Annotated in this window: 8 protein-coding genes; 3 read left to right on the forward strand and 5 right to left on the reverse strand. The window is 43.9% G+C overall.

The features are described from left to right. Positions 1-1,153: 1,153 nt before the first annotated feature. Positions 1,154-2,482, forward strand: a complete 1,329-nt coding sequence (locus RDO37_RS02960) for a hypothetical protein (protein WP_027940425.1) — start codon at positions 1,154-1,156, stop codon at positions 2,480-2,482. 342 nt (positions 2,483-2,824) lie between these two features. Beyond that, positions 2,825-3,043, forward strand: coding sequence for a hypothetical protein (locus tag RDO37_RS02965; protein WP_308498045.1), 219 nt, complete (start codon positions 2,825-2,827; stop codon positions 3,041-3,043). Between the two features lie 319 nt (positions 3,044-3,362). Here the strand turns inward: RDO37_RS02965 and RDO37_RS02970 are convergent, their stop codons facing one another. Further along, positions 3,363-7,787, reverse strand: coding sequence for a hypothetical protein (locus RDO37_RS02970; RefSeq protein ID WP_308498046.1), 4,425 nt, complete (start codon positions 7,785-7,787; stop codon positions 3,363-3,365). 983 nt (positions 7,788-8,770) lie between these two features. Next, positions 8,771-9,913: a polyamine ABC transporter substrate-binding protein gene (locus RDO37_RS02975; RefSeq protein ID WP_308498047.1), complete on the reverse strand. Its 1,143-nt coding sequence runs from the start codon at positions 9,911-9,913 to the stop codon at positions 8,771-8,773. Positions 9,914-10,428: 515 nt separating this feature from the next. Here RDO37_RS02975 and RDO37_RS02980 point away from each other — a divergent pair. Beyond that, entirely contained in the window at positions 10,429-10,947 is a 519-nt protein-coding gene (locus RDO37_RS02980) for a hypothetical protein (protein ID WP_308498048.1), read from the forward strand. Here the strand turns inward: RDO37_RS02980 and RDO37_RS02985 are convergent. The 3 genes from RDO37_RS02985 to RDO37_RS02995 all read right to left on the reverse strand — a co-directional run bounded on the left by RDO37_RS02985 (position 10,901) and on the right by RDO37_RS02995 (position 18,478). Continuing rightward, entirely contained in the window at positions 10,901-12,004 is a 1,104-nt protein-coding gene (locus tag RDO37_RS02985) for an HD domain-containing phosphohydrolase (protein WP_052339103.1), read from the reverse strand. The genes RDO37_RS02980 and RDO37_RS02985 overlap by 47 nt on opposite strands. 1,317 nt (positions 12,005-13,321) lie before the next feature. Further along, entirely contained in the window at positions 13,322-13,672 is a 351-nt protein-coding gene (locus tag RDO37_RS02990) for an Hpt domain-containing protein (protein ID WP_027940422.1), read from the reverse strand. A gap of 669 nt (positions 13,673-14,341) precedes the next feature. Beyond that, positions 14,342-18,478: an ATP-binding protein gene (locus RDO37_RS02995; protein ID WP_308498049.1), complete on the reverse strand. Its 4,137-nt coding sequence runs from the start codon at positions 18,476-18,478 to the stop codon at positions 14,342-14,344. Between the last annotated feature and the right edge of the window lie 159 nt (positions 18,479-18,637).

Below are 18,637 nucleotides of genomic sequence, written 5' to 3' on the forward strand. Positions count from 1 at the left end.
TTAGATATTGCACATTCAAAATTGCATGGAAACATGCTTAAACAAACACTAAAGCACTACCAAGCTGACAATAGCATGTAGCAAAGGCTCTGGCTCTAGTGATAGAGCTGTCAGATAAGATGCAGCCATGAAAGGCACAGCATTAGAACAGCTTTAGCATAAAGCTAATGCAGCTTGCATTAGTACTTAGTTTCATATCATCTTGTTGCCTAAGCAAGTTGGCAATTATGCCCTTTTATCTAGTGCAATGATGGCTTTGCGTTGATATGAGCATATGTACAGCTAGTTTGAGAGCTAGTGCTTGCTAATTGCCGTTTATGGCGGTGGATTAACTGCAGTTTTAGGTATTAACTTAGTGCGATTTTGCATTCTTGCTGTGCAAAAGCAAAGTGTGTGATTTTTTGCACGATATAGATTAATTCTTTGTCATTAGCATACATAACCGCAGCGTATTGTTATGATGTGTATGACAATGTCTGTTTAGAACCTAGATACACACATGCATTACCTTGGGGATTTTTCACATTTAAGATTTTTCTTTGCTATACTCTATAGCTGTAATCATGTGTAACTTGTCTTCAAGCTGTACGTAGATGCATTTTGTGTCCTCAACTTTCTAGATATTAAAGTTGATGTCCATCTAATTAGACAGAGCATTTAGGTTAATCTTTACTGTTGTTTGTCTCACTTTTAGTGGTCTTTATGCATTATTGTTAGTTAGCGGTGTAAAATGTAGCTAACACTCAACAAAAGATAGCGTAAGGCTACTGATATGTTGAAGCTGTTAAATGATTACAAAAGTTTTCAGAAAAGCTCTGAAAACACTCATCACTGCAGATTTACTTAAGCACATACAGCTATGCTCTGCTATGTCGCGTTATAAAGAATTTGCTATGTGTTGATTCGGGGAATAGTTATAGACCTTTTAAGGCTTAACTATTCGTAGTACGGAGTTGGGATGTAGATGCATACCAACACTGAAGATGGCACTTAAAAAGCACTTAGCTTAAGTGCTTTTTAAATCTTCAGATATCCCTAAGCAAATGCTTAGGTATGTGTGCATGGCTCATAAGAGTCTTGTATACACGCTACCAAACGATTCCTAAGATCGTTTTGGCAGTTGTATGTGAGTCCCAATCCAGGAGAGTTAGCGGTGTCTGATACCAACGAAGCTCAAGGCCAAGCGAAGCAGCAGCCGATAACTAGCATGCTGATGAGTACAGTTCCGTATTGGAACTCTCAAAGTCAGGCTTTTTATTACGAGCTCTCCTTTGTTACTAACGACCGAAAGACACGTATCACCCCTGAACACACAGCTGAGGTGTTAGGCCGTTACCTCGTGCAATCACAACTTGATAAGTACGTAGGTCCAAAAGCTGGTGTAGCTATCAATGTTCAGTTCACCTCGACCTTCATGGATTTCCGCCATGACATCAACTACTCACGTATGTTGGTGCGTCTGCCGTCGAATCAGCCAGTAACTCCTAGCCTTGTTCAACAGATGCGCGAAATGAGTAACTTCGGTATGTCATTTGCGACAGACTTAGAGACTCTCATTCGTGAGAAGTGGCTTGAACATATCCCTCGCTTTGATTACGTTGTGCTCGACATGCACTCACCAAATATCGCTAAAGATATTATTGCAGTGCAAAGTCTTAAGCAGATTCAGCCTCGTCTGAAGATGCTCGTATCCAACATTCAAAGCCAAAAGGAAATGCGTGTAGCATTCTCCTTAGGTGCCTCTATTGTCACCGGTAGTGGTATGTATAACCCACTGCCACCTTGCTTAATTAAGCCACCTTACAACGCCTCTACTAAAGAGCTCTTCTTAGAACAGCGTCAGCTGTGTCTTTTAATGAGCTTTATGTGCGCTCCTAAGCCAAATATTGAGCAAATCAATATGTTACTGCGCTCCTCATTCAAGATGTGGCAGTCCATTAACGTATTGGCTAAGAGTATTGATAAGAGCGTATTCTTCTCATTTAAGTCGATGGAAGATATCGTTAAGCACTTTGGCGGTCATGGTGCGCGTAATCTGATTTCTTTAGTTGTAGCCTCACTGCAGTACGATCTTTATAACCGTGCTACAAACTTAAACGGTGATCTTTTGCCTGACTACTTCAAGCGCCTGCTAACTAAGGCTATCTTCATTGAGTCAGTGTGCAAGCTGTATCCTTACTTTACTCCTTGCCGCGATATGATCTTTGAGTTCGTGATCTTCCATGGCCTCGATGCTATGGTTGTTCATCGTCCAGATAAGGTCTTTAGAATCACTCAAGATCTCATCAAGCCACGTTGCCGTTACTTACGTGTGCTCCAAGACCTCATCATTTTAGGTGATGCTCTTGAGTACATTAACTTCCGTAACATTCGTGGTGTAGCCCAGAAGTACAAGCTTAATGACCTGCGTCTTGTCTACTTACACGAGCAAGCCGCCATTAAAGCCATGGACTACATGATGACCATGAAGATCCTCCGCTAATAGTAAAAGCAAACAAGCTTCGAGCCCCGGCCACGCACGCAATACTCAAAGCCAACGCAAAAGCCAAGAAAAAGGCCAACGCCAAAGCCACAGCTCAACGCATCTACATTTCTCTAGGCCGACTTCTTGCCGGCCTAAACAAGCATTCCCAATCATCCGTGCAATTCTGCCTATCAAGGCCACAACCGCTACAAGTGACGATTAGTGGCACCAACTGCAGCAATTTGCATTGAACTCATTGCATAGACTTACGCAAACTCAGGTATGAGTTATAAGCGCTGATCTCACAGCCCGCATCATAGAAGGCAAGATCTCAATATCAAGGGCTACGTCCATGGCTCTGTGGCAAAGTTTCTCCAGCTGATGAAACTTATTGGTCATCTTCTAAAGATTGTCATTATCAGCGCCCGCACACGAGACATCAACAAAGCCACTAAGCACGAGCAATGGCTCAAAAGCCACGACACCCCAAAAAAAAAGGCCATGAGTCCCCGCAGCAAGTCAAAATCAGAAGAATATGAAGCAATCTATGCGCAAAGTATCGCTGCAGATAAGCACTAATGAATGAACATGCCTAAAGCACAAACAAGACATGAATGGTTCGCAATGCCAGACACACCATCAATAGCGGCACGTATCAAAAGCAAGAAAGGGAAGTACAGAAGAATAGGTTGGTCGAATAAGAGATGGCTAGAAATAGCCTAAGAAAGTGAAGATGGTTAAGAGTAGGCCTTGGGATAGGAAAAGGCATTAAAAAAGCGACCACAATTGATGCTCTATCCCTCACATCAGTCATGGTCGCTTATTAAGATCACGCCAAATTTTTCAGCCTAAGATGCCTTGGCGTGATCTTTAAATAGAGTTATTGCAGATGTTCAAATTAGAACATGTAACGGCACTGAGCGTTTACGCCGAATGCATCGGTGTTCTCAGAACCAGTGTAGTTGATGCCAAATGAGGTACCAAATGCACCGTACTGAGCGCCTAAGCCTAAGGTTACACCGTAGGTAACTTCGTCAAGAACCTCGGAGTTGAGGTCAATAGCACGAGCACCAGTGAAGGTGGTAGTGGACTTAGCCTCGGTGTCACCAGAGTTGAAGGTTACGGTCAGATCAGCGTTAGGAGCTAATGACCAGCCGCCAGCAACAAAAGCCTTAGATAAGGTTACGCCAACTGGTACGGAGAATACGTTCTGAACGTCAAAGTCAGTAGTAGCGATAGTGCCTTTAGCTGAGTTCAGGTCGTATGACTCGGTGTCCAGACGAACGAAACGAGCACCTAAGTGTGGGGTTACGTCAACAGCTGGGGTAGCAAAGGTGTACTGGCCAGTTAAGCCCATGGTTACAGCCTTGGTGTCAGCCTTGCCATGGAGGTCGAAGCCCTTAACGTCGTGTGAAATTACGGTTAAGGAAGCGTCACCAACTAAAGCAAAGTTGCCAAAGCCCATAGCTGAGTAAATGCCAAGGCCGTAGTAATCAAACTCGTCCTTTAAGCCGTTACCGTTGCCCTTGCCGTCTGCATCACCAGAACCGATGTTAAATACAGCACCGAAGCGCATGTTGCCGTTTACAGTATCGGTACCGAAAGCAACACCAGCTAAGTCAACTTCTGAACCGTATGATGCACCCTGAGCATTGAAGCCATCAGCATCAACAGACTTGTACATTGGGGTTAACCATACACCGCCGTTAGCCTGTGAACCGGTAGCAGCGATAGAGGCAGCCTCAACACCAACTGCACCAACACGACCAAACATAGCATCAGCCATGGTGGTTACAGAGGCAACAGCAGCCTGCTGAGCGCCAGCATAGGTTGCAGCATGAGCTGCAGCGTCAGCCTTAACACCAGAAAGGTCAGTGCGATCATTTGTTACAGAACTTAAGAACTGAGCACCAAGCTGAGACTTGTCAAACTTCTTAGCGTCAACAATACGATCCTTTAAGAGCTGACGAACTGGCTCTGAGACAGTGGTGAACATGCCAGCTAACTTGGTAGTATCTGGAGTAATGCTTTTTACAGTACCATCAGTGCCAATCTTACCGCTTAAGATACCATTAGCACTTACGAAGTTAACTTCGCCCTTAACTGTTGCACTACCGTTCTTGCCTGCAAATACTTTAACGCCTGTATCGGCAGCATCAAAGTCACCAGCAAATACAACCTTGGAAGTACCATCTACATCAACAAAGTCTGCAGCACCCTCGGCAATGGTAATTGCAGTACCAGTGAGCTGACCGTCAGCACCACGAGCAAATACACCATCATCAATGATTAAAGCTGCATTGCTGGCCATGATGAGCTTATCGCCGGATACGGCAGCTTGTAGTGCGGCATCTTTCTTAGAAGTGTCGATCAGAATACCGTTACCAGTAGTTACCTTAATTGCCTGGTTAAGAACTAAAGCACCCTTAACGTCATTAGCGCCATTTAAGAACTTACCTTCTGACATCAGGCCTGACTCAGTTAAGAAAGCCTCTACAGCAGCACGGCTTTCGTAGCCAATACCAACAGCAGAGTTCATACCAACAGCAATCTTACCGTCAACAAGAGCATCGCCATTTGTGTCTGACTGAGAGAATGACTTAACTGCAGCAATAGCAGCTTTCTGCTGCATATCAGGATCAACTACTAAGGTGCCCCCATCTAACTTAAGGGTCTTTACTTCTAAAGTAGCAGATGACTTGGCAGTGTCTGTGTTCTGACCAACAAACAGAGAGCCGCTCTTATCCATAGTTAAAGTATCAACCTTAACTACAGCCTCATCAGCAATCTGGAATGAAGTATTAGTGCTGGACTTAGAGTTTAAGGTCAGAGACTTAGCGGTTAAGTTACCTGACAGATCAGCAGCACCAGTAGCTGCGTCTGCAGAGATAACTACGTCTTGATCCTTAGCAGTTAATGAGGTGCCCTTAGCTAAAGACAGGGACTGAGTCTGAAGCATAACAGGAGCATTATCAACACCAGGAGCGGCAGTCAGAACAACATTACCTGCATCAACCTTAACAGAGGCTACAGCATTCTTAGCACCAATAGACTTGGCCTCTACAGTGCCTGAAGCCTTTGCGTGACCAAATGCGATGGAGCCCTTGTTTGCTGTGCCAGCTTCGATAGCGCCAGCCTTACCATTACCAGCAAGAGTAAGGGTTGAGCCGTCGCCTAAAGATACGTCAGCGGTTCCCTTGTTATTGGATACGAGATTGCCGCTAGCATCGGCCTTGTAAAGAACAGCGCTCTTATTGGCTGCAACCTCTACCTTACCGTCATCGGTGGTGACTTTAAGAGAGCCGATCATGACGTTCTTGCTGATAGTGCCATTTTTGCTGGTAGCAGCAATACCATCGTAAACGTCAGCATTCTCCTTAACATTATCAAGCTCAATAGTCTCGCCAAGGCCTTCAAGCTTAAAGTTATTGCCGAAGCTTACAAAGCCCTTTAAGCCTGCATCACCAGAGGTAAACTGGCCTAATAATGACTCTAACTGCTTTTCGTTGAGCTTGAAGCCTTTTTCAACCTTGAACTCAACGCTTGAAGTAGCGTCGGTCTTAATAGACTGCTTGTCTACAACTGAACCACTGCCCTTTGAGTCAGCAGTTACGAGCTCAACAGTGTTATCGTCCTTAACCTTGAAGAAGTCTTTCTGATTAACCTTAAGGGTAGAACCGCCTGCAATGTCAAGAGTCTGCTTAGTGGTTGAGCCTGACTTGAGAGTAAGCTTGCTTGCACCAGTGGTGTCTAAAGTAGAGGCATTCTGAACCTGAATTAAAGCATTGTCAGCAGTTACAAGGTCGCCAGTAACGGTCAGAGTAGAGCCACCAGATACTAATGCCTTACCACCGGATACCAGCTCTAAGGACTTAACAGACCAATCGCCACCCTTAACGTTTAAGGTACCCGCAGACTTGCCTGACTCGCCAAGAGTAATCTTAGTTGAATCAACAGAGCCTTTACCATCAAGGTTTAACTCACCACCACCGTTAACGGTAAGAGCTTTTGAGCCAGAAACAGTTAAGAGAGAGCCTACACCAACTTTGCCGCCAGCAATAGTAAAGTCTTTACCGTTTCCAGCGGTTAAGGAGCCTACACTAAGGTCTACCTTACCTGCAGCAATTTTTTCACCGGTAAAAGTAGCATGTGCACTAGCCGCTTTAATGCTGTAGCCGCCACTAGTCTTGATCTCAAGCTTGGTATTATCTACAAGACCATCAGCAGGCTTGATGAGCTTATCTAAGCTAATATCGCCAGAGCCTTGAATATCTAAAGCAAGAGTTGAGTCAGCGGCAGCGCCAGTTGCTTCTACTTTGCCTGCAAATACCTTATCAAACTGCTCAGTACTTAACTTTAAGGTAGCTGTCTTTTTAGAGGCTACTGTGCCAAAATCGATGGTGCCTGCGTTAGATACAGTGGCTTTACCGAGGTCTAAGGAAACATCCTCTGTAGCATGAGTTACACTAAGCTTACCTTTCTGAGCAATATTTAAAGCGCCGCCATCACCAGAAAAAGCAACGTTTGCTTTAACAGTAAGAGAAGTTGCATTCTTACCGTCTGTGCCTACATTGATAGTGCCGCCGTTTGAGGTAATGGCGCTTTCTACAGTACCATTGCCTTGATCAACTACAGAAATGGTACCGCCATTCAAAGTAATGCCTTTGGTTGCGCTTACTTTTGAGTGTTCTGTAGTAGCTGCCTGTAAGAACTGAATCTCACCTTTGTCGTATACAGTCAGATCGCCACTAGAAACAAGAGCGCCGCTTTGGCCAATAGTAAAGGTAGCGGTTGCAGCTGCAGCGGCTTTTGCTGATGCATCAGGAGTCTCGCTTGATGCTGGCTTGGTGCCAATAGCTATAGTATCTGCAGTTAATGAAGATGCGCCGGCGGTAGCGCCACCAACGTGAGCAGTACCATTCTTAACATTGACTTCGGTAACCTTAACGGTAGCAGCATTTTGCTTGCCTTTACCAATGACAAGCTCACCGCCATCAATATTTAAATAGCCTTTTTTGCCACCGTTTAAACCGTAGTTGGCAACGCCTGTGCCATTACCACCAAGAGTTAATGAACCGCCTTTAGTGATAGTTAAATCAAAGTCATTGGCTTTCTTATCACCGTTGTCTTCAATATCTTTAGCGGCATTTAATGTTGAACCAGATGCAAGGCTAGTCCAGTAAGTAGCATTTTCAGCAGCCTGAGCCTGACCTGCAGCTAAAGCGGCAGCGGCCATGGCGGCTACCATAGCGATATTGGCGTTCTTGAAGATCGCGCGGTATTGAGCCATTAAGAACTTAATGGCGTTGTTAGTTTGCTTCATTCTTTGCAAAGATTTTTAACGAATAACACGGGTACGATTTGCTTATCTTTTACATGTCACTGTATTGAGGAGCGCTTGCTTAAGCGTTGGCAGTGCATGGGCAAATCGAATAAATGGTTCTATCGTGACATTGGCTAAGCATCTATTGGCCGATTTGTAGGATTTGGCGCAGGCATGCGTAATTTTAATTGAGTAGAACAAAGCTAATTTCAGAGCACACTCAATCTTTCCATGGCATTGAATGCTTATGGACTAAAGATCAAAAAGATAGTTAGTTACAAGAATGGGTGATGATATAAGTTGCGGATGGGGCCACAACACACATAAAGCTCGGTTCTAACCTGACCAGCTAATCAAGCAGTTCTAGTTCGTTTAGAACTAAACAATAGAAGCTAAGACAATAGATTTGATAGAAACTTTGGGTAAAGTTCAATCAAAGTAAATTTGTTTTTACACACTTCCACGATGTATTAACTTAGTATACGTAAGGCTTGATGCTCAGCATATATATCAAATTTATCGACTTTTATGTAATATATATTGTGCTGGATTTGGTGATTATTAATTAGCTATTGTGTAAAGTTTGTTGAGTATCTTTACTGTGCTCAGAAAACGCTGGTAATGCTTGCCTTAAGACGGTCAATGAGTGCTATATAGTCTTTTGCTTATACAGGTGGAGGAGGTTAGCGATGCTTGTTAAGCAAAGCCTTTGTTGCTGGCGTTCTGGCGTATATGATGCGTTTGCCTTGCTTACTTTGCTTGCTAAGCGTGCGGGCGCTGTATGCTTGCTTAAGAGGGCGTTTGTAGAGACTTAGGCTGCGAGTCTTAAATGGCTTGGGCGCAGTGCCTTGGCAAGAGAGTATGTGCTTGGGTCGGATAAACAAAAGGCCTTGTAGAAGTAGTTTGGGGCTACTTACAAGGCCTTGTGCGTGTATAGCCTTGCTTATGTGGCTATACAGTTTGATGCATTAGGTTGGGCTTAACTATTCCCAGCCAGTGCCTTCTTCTTCTGAATCCTTAGTAGAATTGAGCTTCATGGCATTCCATACCTGATTGTGCACCTTGCTTTGACGTGCAGTTGGTGCCTCAGGGAAGTAAGCTGTCTTTAAAGTCTCTTCAGAAAGATTTACTGATGGATTGGACTTGAGTGCTTCATCAAGATTATCCATAGCCTTAGTTACAGGCAGGATGTAGCGAATCTCATTAGAAACTGAAGCTGCAACATCAGGACGCATGAGGTAGTCAATCCACTTGTGGCCGTTAGCAAGCTGTGGAGCGCCCTTAGGTACTACCCAGCAGTCGAACCATAATAAAGAGCCTTCCTTAGGGAATACGTACTCAATGGTATAGTCACGCTTAGCAGCTGCAGCTCTATCCTTAGCTTGAAGGATATCACCTGAATAGCCGATAGCCATGCAGATATCGCCAGAGGCTAAGTCATTGATGTAGCGGCTTGAGTGGAAGTAGGCTACGTTCTTAGCAAGATTAGTTAAAAGCTCTTGAGCCTCAGCATAGTCACTGCGTCTTTGACCTTTTGGATCTTTCTTCAGATAGTGCTGTACAGTAGAGATTACCTCTACAGGAGAGTCTAAAACAGCAATACCGCATTGCTTGAGCTTAGCGGAGTTTTCTGGCTTAAAGAGCACATCCCAGCTATCTACCTTAAAGTCCTCACCGAAGATTTCCTTAATCTTCTTGGTGTTGTAGCCAATACCAAGAGAAATCTCAGTGTATGGAATAGCATATGTATTGCCCTCATCGAGCTTAGCTAAGAGCTCCATACGCTTTGGATCTAAACCTTTGTAGTTAGTCAGCAGGCTCTTGTCGAGTTTTTCCAGGGCACCGGCCGCGGCAAGACGAGGAACATAGTATGAGGTCATCATGATGGCATCAAAACCGGTATTGCCAGAGAGCATACGGGCTTCAACCAGTTCGTTTGAGTCAAACATGACGTAATTGCTCTTAAGACCTGAGTCTTTCTCGAAGTTACTTACAGTATCTTCAGCAATATAGTCACTCCAGTTCCAGATGTTGACCTTATTGGCCTCATCGGCTTGAGCAGAAGTGCTCAGCATAGCTGCGCAAAGGATGCCGCTGCAGCAGGCAGCAATTTGTTTGAAACGCACTACCGTTTCCCCCAAATGTGGTTTTAAGAAAATATGGTTTGACGCATTGCCGCAAACAGATAAGCTTAATTAAGCCAAGAGTATTACACTCAATTTCCGTCGCAACTCAAAACCAATAGAGTTTAGGCAAAACGTCTCCCACTGCAAAGAAAAGCGACTCTAGTCAGACAGAAATGTACAAGAACAATGAGCCTGAAAAAGTCAGCGCCATTGTAACAGCGATGAGGTGTATAAGCCACAATATTTGATGCGTGCACTCAATTAACAAGTATCACCCATCAAGAGCGCACACCGTGCATCGAAAATGACCACATATGAACCATATTGAGCACCAAAGAATTAGGCACAAAGCTCTAAGGTGTCACTGTGTCTAAGCTAGTCTTCGCCTTAATTAAGATCATCTATAGTTTGTCAAAAGCTATACCGCTTTTTCTAATGATGGATAGAGGCTTGTGATCCCCACATATTGTTGTCTGCAGTAACAATAGCCATTTAAATTTTGGCAAAAGGCAGCAGTGGCCACTGTATTAATGGCCATTTCTTTTGCTAAAAATGCAGTGGTGGCAACTGTAGCAATTGTCATTTTAATTTTGGCAAAAGGCAGTGGTGTCCGATGTGGCAATGGCCATTTCTTTTTGAGTAAAAAGGCAGTGGTGTCCGATGTGGCAATGGCCATTTTAGTTTTGGCAAAGACAGTGGTGTCCGATGTAGCAATAGTCATTTCAATTTGGCAAAAGGCAGTGGTGGCCGCTGCGGCAATGGCCATTTTAGTTTTGGCAGAGGATGAATGGCTTGGATGTGCGGGCGCTTGGATAGGGCTTGGTTGGTGTTATCGCTTGCAAGGGCTGAGGTGGTTGCAAGTGGGTACTTTTAAAAACAAAACAGCCTGCAGTGGCTTGATGAGCTCTAAGCTTGGTGCAGGCTGCGTGCGGGTCGTACTTTTTGTGGTACGGCGTTTAGGTAATTTGTATGTGCTTTGTGCTTTTTTTAGTCTGAGATGGCTAAAGCTGGGATCTCTTGGTGAAGATCGTTAGCTACGATTTCATCGATGATGTTCTTGAACACGTCAATCAGAGCTGGATTGAAGACACCGCACTGATTAGAACAAATCATCTCAATGGCTGTCTCATGGCTAAAGGCTTTCTTATAGCAACGCTCTTGAGTTAAAGCATCGTATACGTCAGCAAGGCCCACTACCTGAGACCAAATGCTCAGCTCATCGCCCTTAAGGCCCTCAGGATAGCCACGGCCATCATAACGCTCATGGTGATGCAGACAGATGTCGTATGCATACTTAAGCACGCTAGAGGTGTTAATACCAATCTTCTTAATAAGCTCAGCACCGCGTACAGTGTGGGTCTTGATGATGTCAAACTCTTCAGGAGTGAGACGACCAGGCTTATTTAAGATGGCATCTGGAATAGCAATCTTACCGATGTCATGCAAGATGGAGGCGTAAGCGATATTGTTAATATCCTCATCGCTTAAGAAGGCGCACTCACCAAACTTAATCTCACGCAGCTTGTGCAGCAGCGCATAAGAGATATTACGGATGGAGAGAACGTGCTTACCAGTTTCACCAGAACGGAACTCAATGGATAAAGCCAGCGTAGAGATAACCTTAACGTTAAGCTCGGAGAACTCTTTGTTCTTACGGGCAATCTCACGCTCTTGCAGAAGATTCTTGTACTCTAAGGAGCGATGAATCTTAAATAACTCAATTTGAGAAGTTACACGCTTTAATAAGAAAGCAGGGGTGAATGGCTTCTCAATAATGTCAGAAATCTGGTATTCAAAAGCGGCTAACTGTTGATCGCGATCTTCTGCAGTAATGAGGAAGATAGGCACGCCATTTAACAGATTGTGCTCACGGATCTTCTCAAGATAGCCGTAACCATCCATAACAGGCATAGTGATATCGAGCAGTACTGCCACGATCTCATCGGCGTGATCTTTCGTGTATAAGAATGCATCTAGACCATTGTCAAACTGCGGGGTCTTGAAATCCTTGTTGAAAATGCAATCGAGAATCTCTCGATTCATCTCGATGTCATCCACGATAAGAATAGTGTTCTGATCTTGAATGTCCATCAAACCTCCGAAAGATCTAAAAGTCACTAAGTACTTTGCTAAGCTTATTTAGCAGGCAAGAACTTAGTGATTTAGGTTGTTGATTCATATGAGCGTGTGTCTACAAGCATGTGCTCATATGCCCATATGAATGTTTACTTATACTCTGTCATAATTTGCAGCAACATAACTTTGCCTGTCATAAAGCTAAGAGCTGTTTAGTTTTGGCAAAGAAGCTACTGCATTAAAGAAATCTGTGCAAGGGCCACTATTGTTAGCTTATGCATCTACATATAAACATCTAGAAGCTATTGTATAGCAATAAACAACAATGCATAAATGACATAGGCCACAACTAGAGCAAGTTTTGAAAAGTATTGAGCCTTTAGCGCGTAACTATCTGCTAAATGAGCAGCTAACTTAATTTACTCTAGATACATCAAAAGTATGTGCGTTTTCCTAAGAAAATGCTGGTTGTGAAACCTTATCTTCTTATGCTTTGGCATAAACATCAGCTTGCTGTGGCCAATGCGCCTCATTGTAGAGGCTTGTCTTGCTATAGCTATTGTAAGCTATTTCATAAGGTTAGAAAAACACCTAATGATAAATAATGACGGATTGGCTTTCACTTTTGTAGCTTAAGATAGAGAAAAACTCCATTTTTAAGCGCACTTGAGATTGTCTGATAGCTCATAAAATATGGCAATTATCTTGGCGCAAGTACAATTACACCTTAGATCTAGCAAGACCTCTTTGAGTAAAAACCACAATTTGACATGATAGCTTTAAGTGAAGCAGGGGCTTTTTACCTGAAATTTTGTCTGTGCAATAAATGTTTAAAGTGAGATCTAGGCACACATCGAGCTTGTATGACAAGATATGACAAAAACGGCATATCTATGATGATTTTTAGCCCCTCTTAAGACTCTTGCAAACATCAAGGATGTCAGTACTTAAGGAGCTAAACCAGATCTTTAGCTATAAGCCAATGGAGTTAACTTCTAAGCATAGCCGCTGTTATTAGCTAAGCATGTGCAAAGTAATTGAGCATAAGAAAAAGCATTGCCCTTAGATAACATTAAGTCGCATCAAGCTTTCTAGTTGCTTGAATAGCCACATCTAGCACTCAACAAACTAAAGTGCTTCTGGCGCTTAAGCAATGCCTCTAAGAACAAAGGAGCTCTCTAGTACACAGCACAGACATGCATTGTGTATCTTGCACACAACTAGCTGTAAAACACTAGCTTTTAAAGCTAGTGCCCGTGAGTGCTACATAGAGAGCTGTTAGTTTGAATAAGCATGCTGTAGTTAGACGTTGGTCTTAGCTCTGGACAAAGATTAGTCGAGCTGAGCGATAGCGTCACAGACCTTTTGTACCTCTGGCTCGGCTTCAGCGCACAGCTTTAAGGCTAAGTCATTGTCGCCAGCGCGTACAGCCTGAACTACCTTATTGAACATGTCGAATAAGGTGGTAAAGCCTAAGTTGCCACAAATGCCCTTAAGGGTGTGGGCCTGAGTCTCGATGCCTTTAAAGTCCTGAGCTGCGATAGCTTCTTTTAAAGCAGCGTAGGTTGGCTCAGTTAAGAATCTCTTAAGGTACTTGATGTACATTGGCTCAAAGTTAGAAAAACGCTCGAGTGAGCCCTTAACATCGATGTCGACAACAGTACCGAGTTCTTGTAAATTCATTTTTAAACCTTCGTCAAACTTGAGTAGGAGCAATGTTGCGAATTAAGCAACGACTTGCTCATAAATGAAAATAACTTCTCTTGTAGCTAAAGCATAGGCAGTGCACACGCCTAGCGTAAAGCACTTAAACACCCTGCTCTTTTAGATATCTCGTAGCGAGCAAAAAATCTATTTAAGCATCGAGCACTGTGCTCAATGCATCAAGCGCACTATATAGTCTACGCCTAAAATACATAGCCTCACCTTAGCATGCGGATAAATCTTAATAGCCTAGGCTGCATGGGCTTTTCTAGACCCAAGCCTACTCACACAACCGTACGCAGAGCTAAGGAGGCAAGCAGGGCCAAGTTAGCAAGAGAGCCAATGTGGCAAGCTCACAAAGCACTTGTGAGTATGAAGCTAAGAAGCCTTAAAGCTCTTGTGCAAGCCTAACAAGCTATTGTTATCAAGCAAGCTAAGCTTAGCCATAAAGCTAAGAATAGCTAGCAAGCACAGTTTAGCTAGCAACAAGCATCGAGCATAAACAGTAGGCAAAAGCCTTATTTATCATATGCCATCAAATGCAAGGTCACTGCCATGAGCTTACAAGCTGTGATAGATGCAAGTTAGCGCCTTGGATAGATCTTGCACGAGCGTAATTTACTCGTGCAGGTTGCAATATCTAGCCTATTAGCTAAAGTCGTCGTTATCGTCGTTTCTAGTTAGCTGAGAGCGCAGACTTACGGTGGTCTTAGAAGACTTTTCGTGAGCAATCTTAGGTGGAGGAGCTTTTCTCTCAGGCACCATGTGCTCATCTTGGCTGTAGTTAACAGCCTGTGATATGTCTTTCTTGTCAACTTCTTGTGGCTGCGACTCTGGCTTTGCGCTTGCCTTTTTAAACTTTAAGAGATTAATAAAGGTATTGTGCTGCGCTGAGTCGTGATCGCTGCTGAGCTGATTGGACTTAGAGTCATTAGTATCAGGCTTATTAATCTCAGGCTTATTAATCTTAAAGGAGCTTGAGAGCTTATCCACAGGGATTAAGCTTGGCGTTGCATCTTCATTGGATGCCTTGATCTCAATCTCATAGTACTTAGCATTTGAGACCGACTTCTTAACTTTATCATCGAGGTCATGGCTACGATGAGTAGCATCTAAAATAGGTTCGTTAGATTGTGCTCTAACTAATGCTTCATTCTTGTTAAGAATCTCACCATTGCTAGCAACATCATGTGTCATGCTCTTGGCATCTTTCATAGCATTTACTGTAGCGCTTCGGTTGATGCTATCTAGGTCAGCAAGTTTCTTAATAGCCTCATTAACCAGAACGGTATCAGCACTAGTAGCCTGAGACTTCTCATCGCTTTCCTGATGCACTTGTTGCTCTGAGAGTGTCTTAACAATGCTACATTCTGAGTCTTGCTCGTTTTTAGCGCTCTGAGCTTGTTCTAAAGATGCCTCGTTAGGAGCAGCACTGTTAGTATCTACATTAGCAACAGCTGCACTCTGAGCCGTATCAGCACTAGTATCAAGCTCATCGCTCTTAGCAGCACTCTTGCTATTATCATCCTGATTTGCAGCACTATCAGCAGCGCTAGCATCAGTAAGCTGATGCTCGTGGGATGTTACTGTCTCGCTTACATTATCAGCCTTGTCACTTGTGTCTTCGTGAGCGTCGCTATCATTTGCTAGATCTGCGGCATCAGCATGAGCAGCAACAGCTACATTGTCCGCTGCATTGCCTGCAGCATTACCTGCAACATTTGCCATCGCTGAGCTCTTGTAATCAGCATCAGTAGCACTTACGCTCTTGCTGACATCTACAGCAGCTACAACAGAGCTCTCGTCAGCTGTATGGCTATTAGCAAGATCAGTATCTAATTCATGATCTACACTAGCTACACTCGCAGGGGCGCTAGCTACCTCAACACTCTCTTGAGCTTTATTAAGCTCAGGTGCTGCAGCGGCAATGCTAGTAGAGCTATCTTGGCTGTGGCTTGTTTCATCTGCAGTGTTGGCGGTGCTTCCTGCAGGAGCACGCAGGGCCTGCATAACATCAAGATCTCTACGTGTAGCTACGAGCTTTTGCAGTACACGCTCTAAGACAGTAAAGTCTAAAGGCTTGGAGACGTGGGCATTCATACCAGCGTTTTGAGTAGCAGTAATATCCTCGGTAAAGGCATTAGCGGTACATGCAATGATTGGTACGGTCAGAGAGTCAGCTCGTCCTAAAGCACGAATAGCAGCTGATGCCTCGCAGCCATTCATATTTGGCATGCGCATATCCATTAAGATGGCATCAAAGGTGTACTCATCGGCTTCTTTGAAGACCTTAACAGCCTCAGTACCATCCCAGGCGCAACTTACCTTAACACCCTTCATCTGCAGAATGTCGCAGGCAATCTCCATGTTGAGCTCATTATCTTCAACCACGAGAATATGCAGACCTTCAAGCTTGAAGTTAGCTGCCGCATCAGTGCTATTACGGGCAGTGTTATCAGCACTATTAGCTTCAGCAGTGGCTTGTTCATTAGTGCTTATCTCGCTGTGCTGCTCTGTTGGTGCGTTATCACTCTGGTTAACGCTAGGTAGCAGGGCAGCTTGCTCTAATGCTGCATTAACGCCATTGCTAAAGTCAGCCGCACCACTGCTAGCAATTTGACGAATCTTATTTGCAGTATCGTCATCAGCAAGGCGGAATGGAATGTTGATGGTAAAGGTAGTACCTACATCCACTGCAGACTTAACCTTAATGTCACCACCCATGATGGTCACTACGTTCTTAACAATGGACATACCAAGGCCAGTGCCCTGTACAGAGTTAAGACGGTGCTCACGAGAGTAGGCATCAAAGAGCTTAGAGAGGAACTTACGATCCATGCCGATACCGGTATCTGACACTTCGATCATGAAGGATGGCTTGTGCAGATGCAGCACTTCGCGAATCGATACGTTGACCACGCAGCCCTTGTTTGAGTACTTAAGTGAGTTAGAGACTAAGTTATTTAAGATCTGACGGAGCTTTGCCGCATCACCAATAACTACATTGTGCTTAATATCGAAACTAAGATTAACTACCTTGCCTTGCTGAGCAGCATTGACCTTGAATACATCAATGTTTTCCTCAACAGCCTTGATAATGTCAAAAGGCTCGAGGTTTTGGCGGTTCTCCATTTGAGGACGAGCCACCTCAAGAATGTCATCCACTAATGCTAACAGCTGCTTAGAGGCTGTAGTCATCTTGCGGAAGATATCAGGTAAGGAGTCGGTATCGTTCATATTCATATGATTGATACCAATCTGACATAAGCCGATGATGCCGTTTAAAGGTGTACGCATGTCGTGAGACATGTTGGCAAAGAAGACGTTCTTTGACTCTTCGTTTTGCTTGGCGTTCTCTAAAGCGTCAGCTAAGAGCTTGTGCTCTTCAATCTCGGTGATCTTTTCTTCATCAATGAGCTTAAAGCACAAGATTGACTCATCGAGATCTAAAGACTCGTCAAAGAGAATACGGGCATTGAACCACTTGTAGCGATCGTCATTATCAAGCTTAAGCTGATAGTCATGACCAAAGTCGCGAATGGACAGTGAGGCTAAGTTACGTAAGTGGTTTATGGAGAAAGTCTTGTAAAAATTATTCCAACTCTCTGGGAGCACCATATCTGACAGGGCAGATAAGAGATCATCATAGCTATTGCGTGTAACTAAGCGCAGACGCATTTGATCAGGTGCTTTCAAGGTCGTGAAAGTACCCATCTTGAAGTTAACACGCAAGATGATTTGATAAGAGTTGCCTAATACCTTGAGGGCCTCATTTGAGGTCTCAATTTGTGAGGAGAGGTGATACTCGCGCCATACCATCCATACTTCAATAATGATAAATACCACTACTAAAAGTAAGAAGAGGTTTGAGATGGTGTGATAACTAAAGAGCACGTCCGAGTACAAGCTCGTTGTGATGGTATACCAGCCCGTGATCGGGTTAAACGAGGTAAAGACGTTACGTTTAGCTCCCGTAGGATCGATGATAGGCTCGTGGTTTTCCTCAGCATGATTTTTTACATGACTGTCAAAGAAACTATAGACAAAATCCTGCACAGCAAAATAGTCAGAAGCATCATCGTCATAGTAGAGGATCACAGTGCCGGCTGAATCGACTAAATAGAAGCTAAAGTTCTCCGGCACCATATTGGCAAAGGAGTGGGCCTGAGCTGACTTTTCTAAATATAAGTCGATGGCAATAACGTCCTTGGTATTGCCAATGCGTGCTGCAATAGTGGTGATAACAGTGTTAGTAAAGATATCGACATATGGATCAAGCACGGTGGCGTGACCAATTTCTGCCTTCATGGCCTCTTGATACCATGGACGGGCCTCAGGAATTAAGAAAGGATCGCCATCCCAATAGGTTGGGGCAACGATTTGGCCGTTGATAGAGGAGTAGATATCGATAATGAAGTCACGCTGTCTTTCTTGCAACTCATCTTTGGTTTTCTTAAGCCACAGCTCAAAGGCACGTTTACCGCCATCAGCATCAGAACGGTGGCTTTTTAAGAAGACATCTGCATAGTGGGCAATAAATTCGATAAACTGCTTTTCTTTAACAAACTCGTACTTTAAGGCTACATCTAAACGCTGCGCAGTTTCATTACCAGCAGAGTTAGAGCTAGCAATGATGTTCTCGCGCATCATGTATAAAGATGCCACTAAGAAGATAGAGAAGACGAAGAATAAAATGGTGCCATAAGACAAAAAGATCTTCTTTGCTTTGCGGGTACGACTGCGAAATAAAGAATATGCTTCGGATCGAGATTGGAAATTGAACATGGTAGTACCTGCCCAAACAAAGAATCTTTCGTCAACGCCATAGTGCAGATGCAAACAACAAAAGTGCCGCCATCTGCCAATGGATAGCAGCTAAGAGCCAGCTCTACACTGCCTACCTAAATTTACTTAGATAAGTTCAACGCCTTAAGCCAACAGCCA

Source organism: uncultured Anaerobiospirillum sp., assembly GCF_902485895.1.
In the GTDB taxonomy this organism is placed as follows: Bacteria; Pseudomonadota; Gammaproteobacteria; order Enterobacterales; family Succinivibrionaceae; genus Anaerobiospirillum; species Anaerobiospirillum succiniciproducens.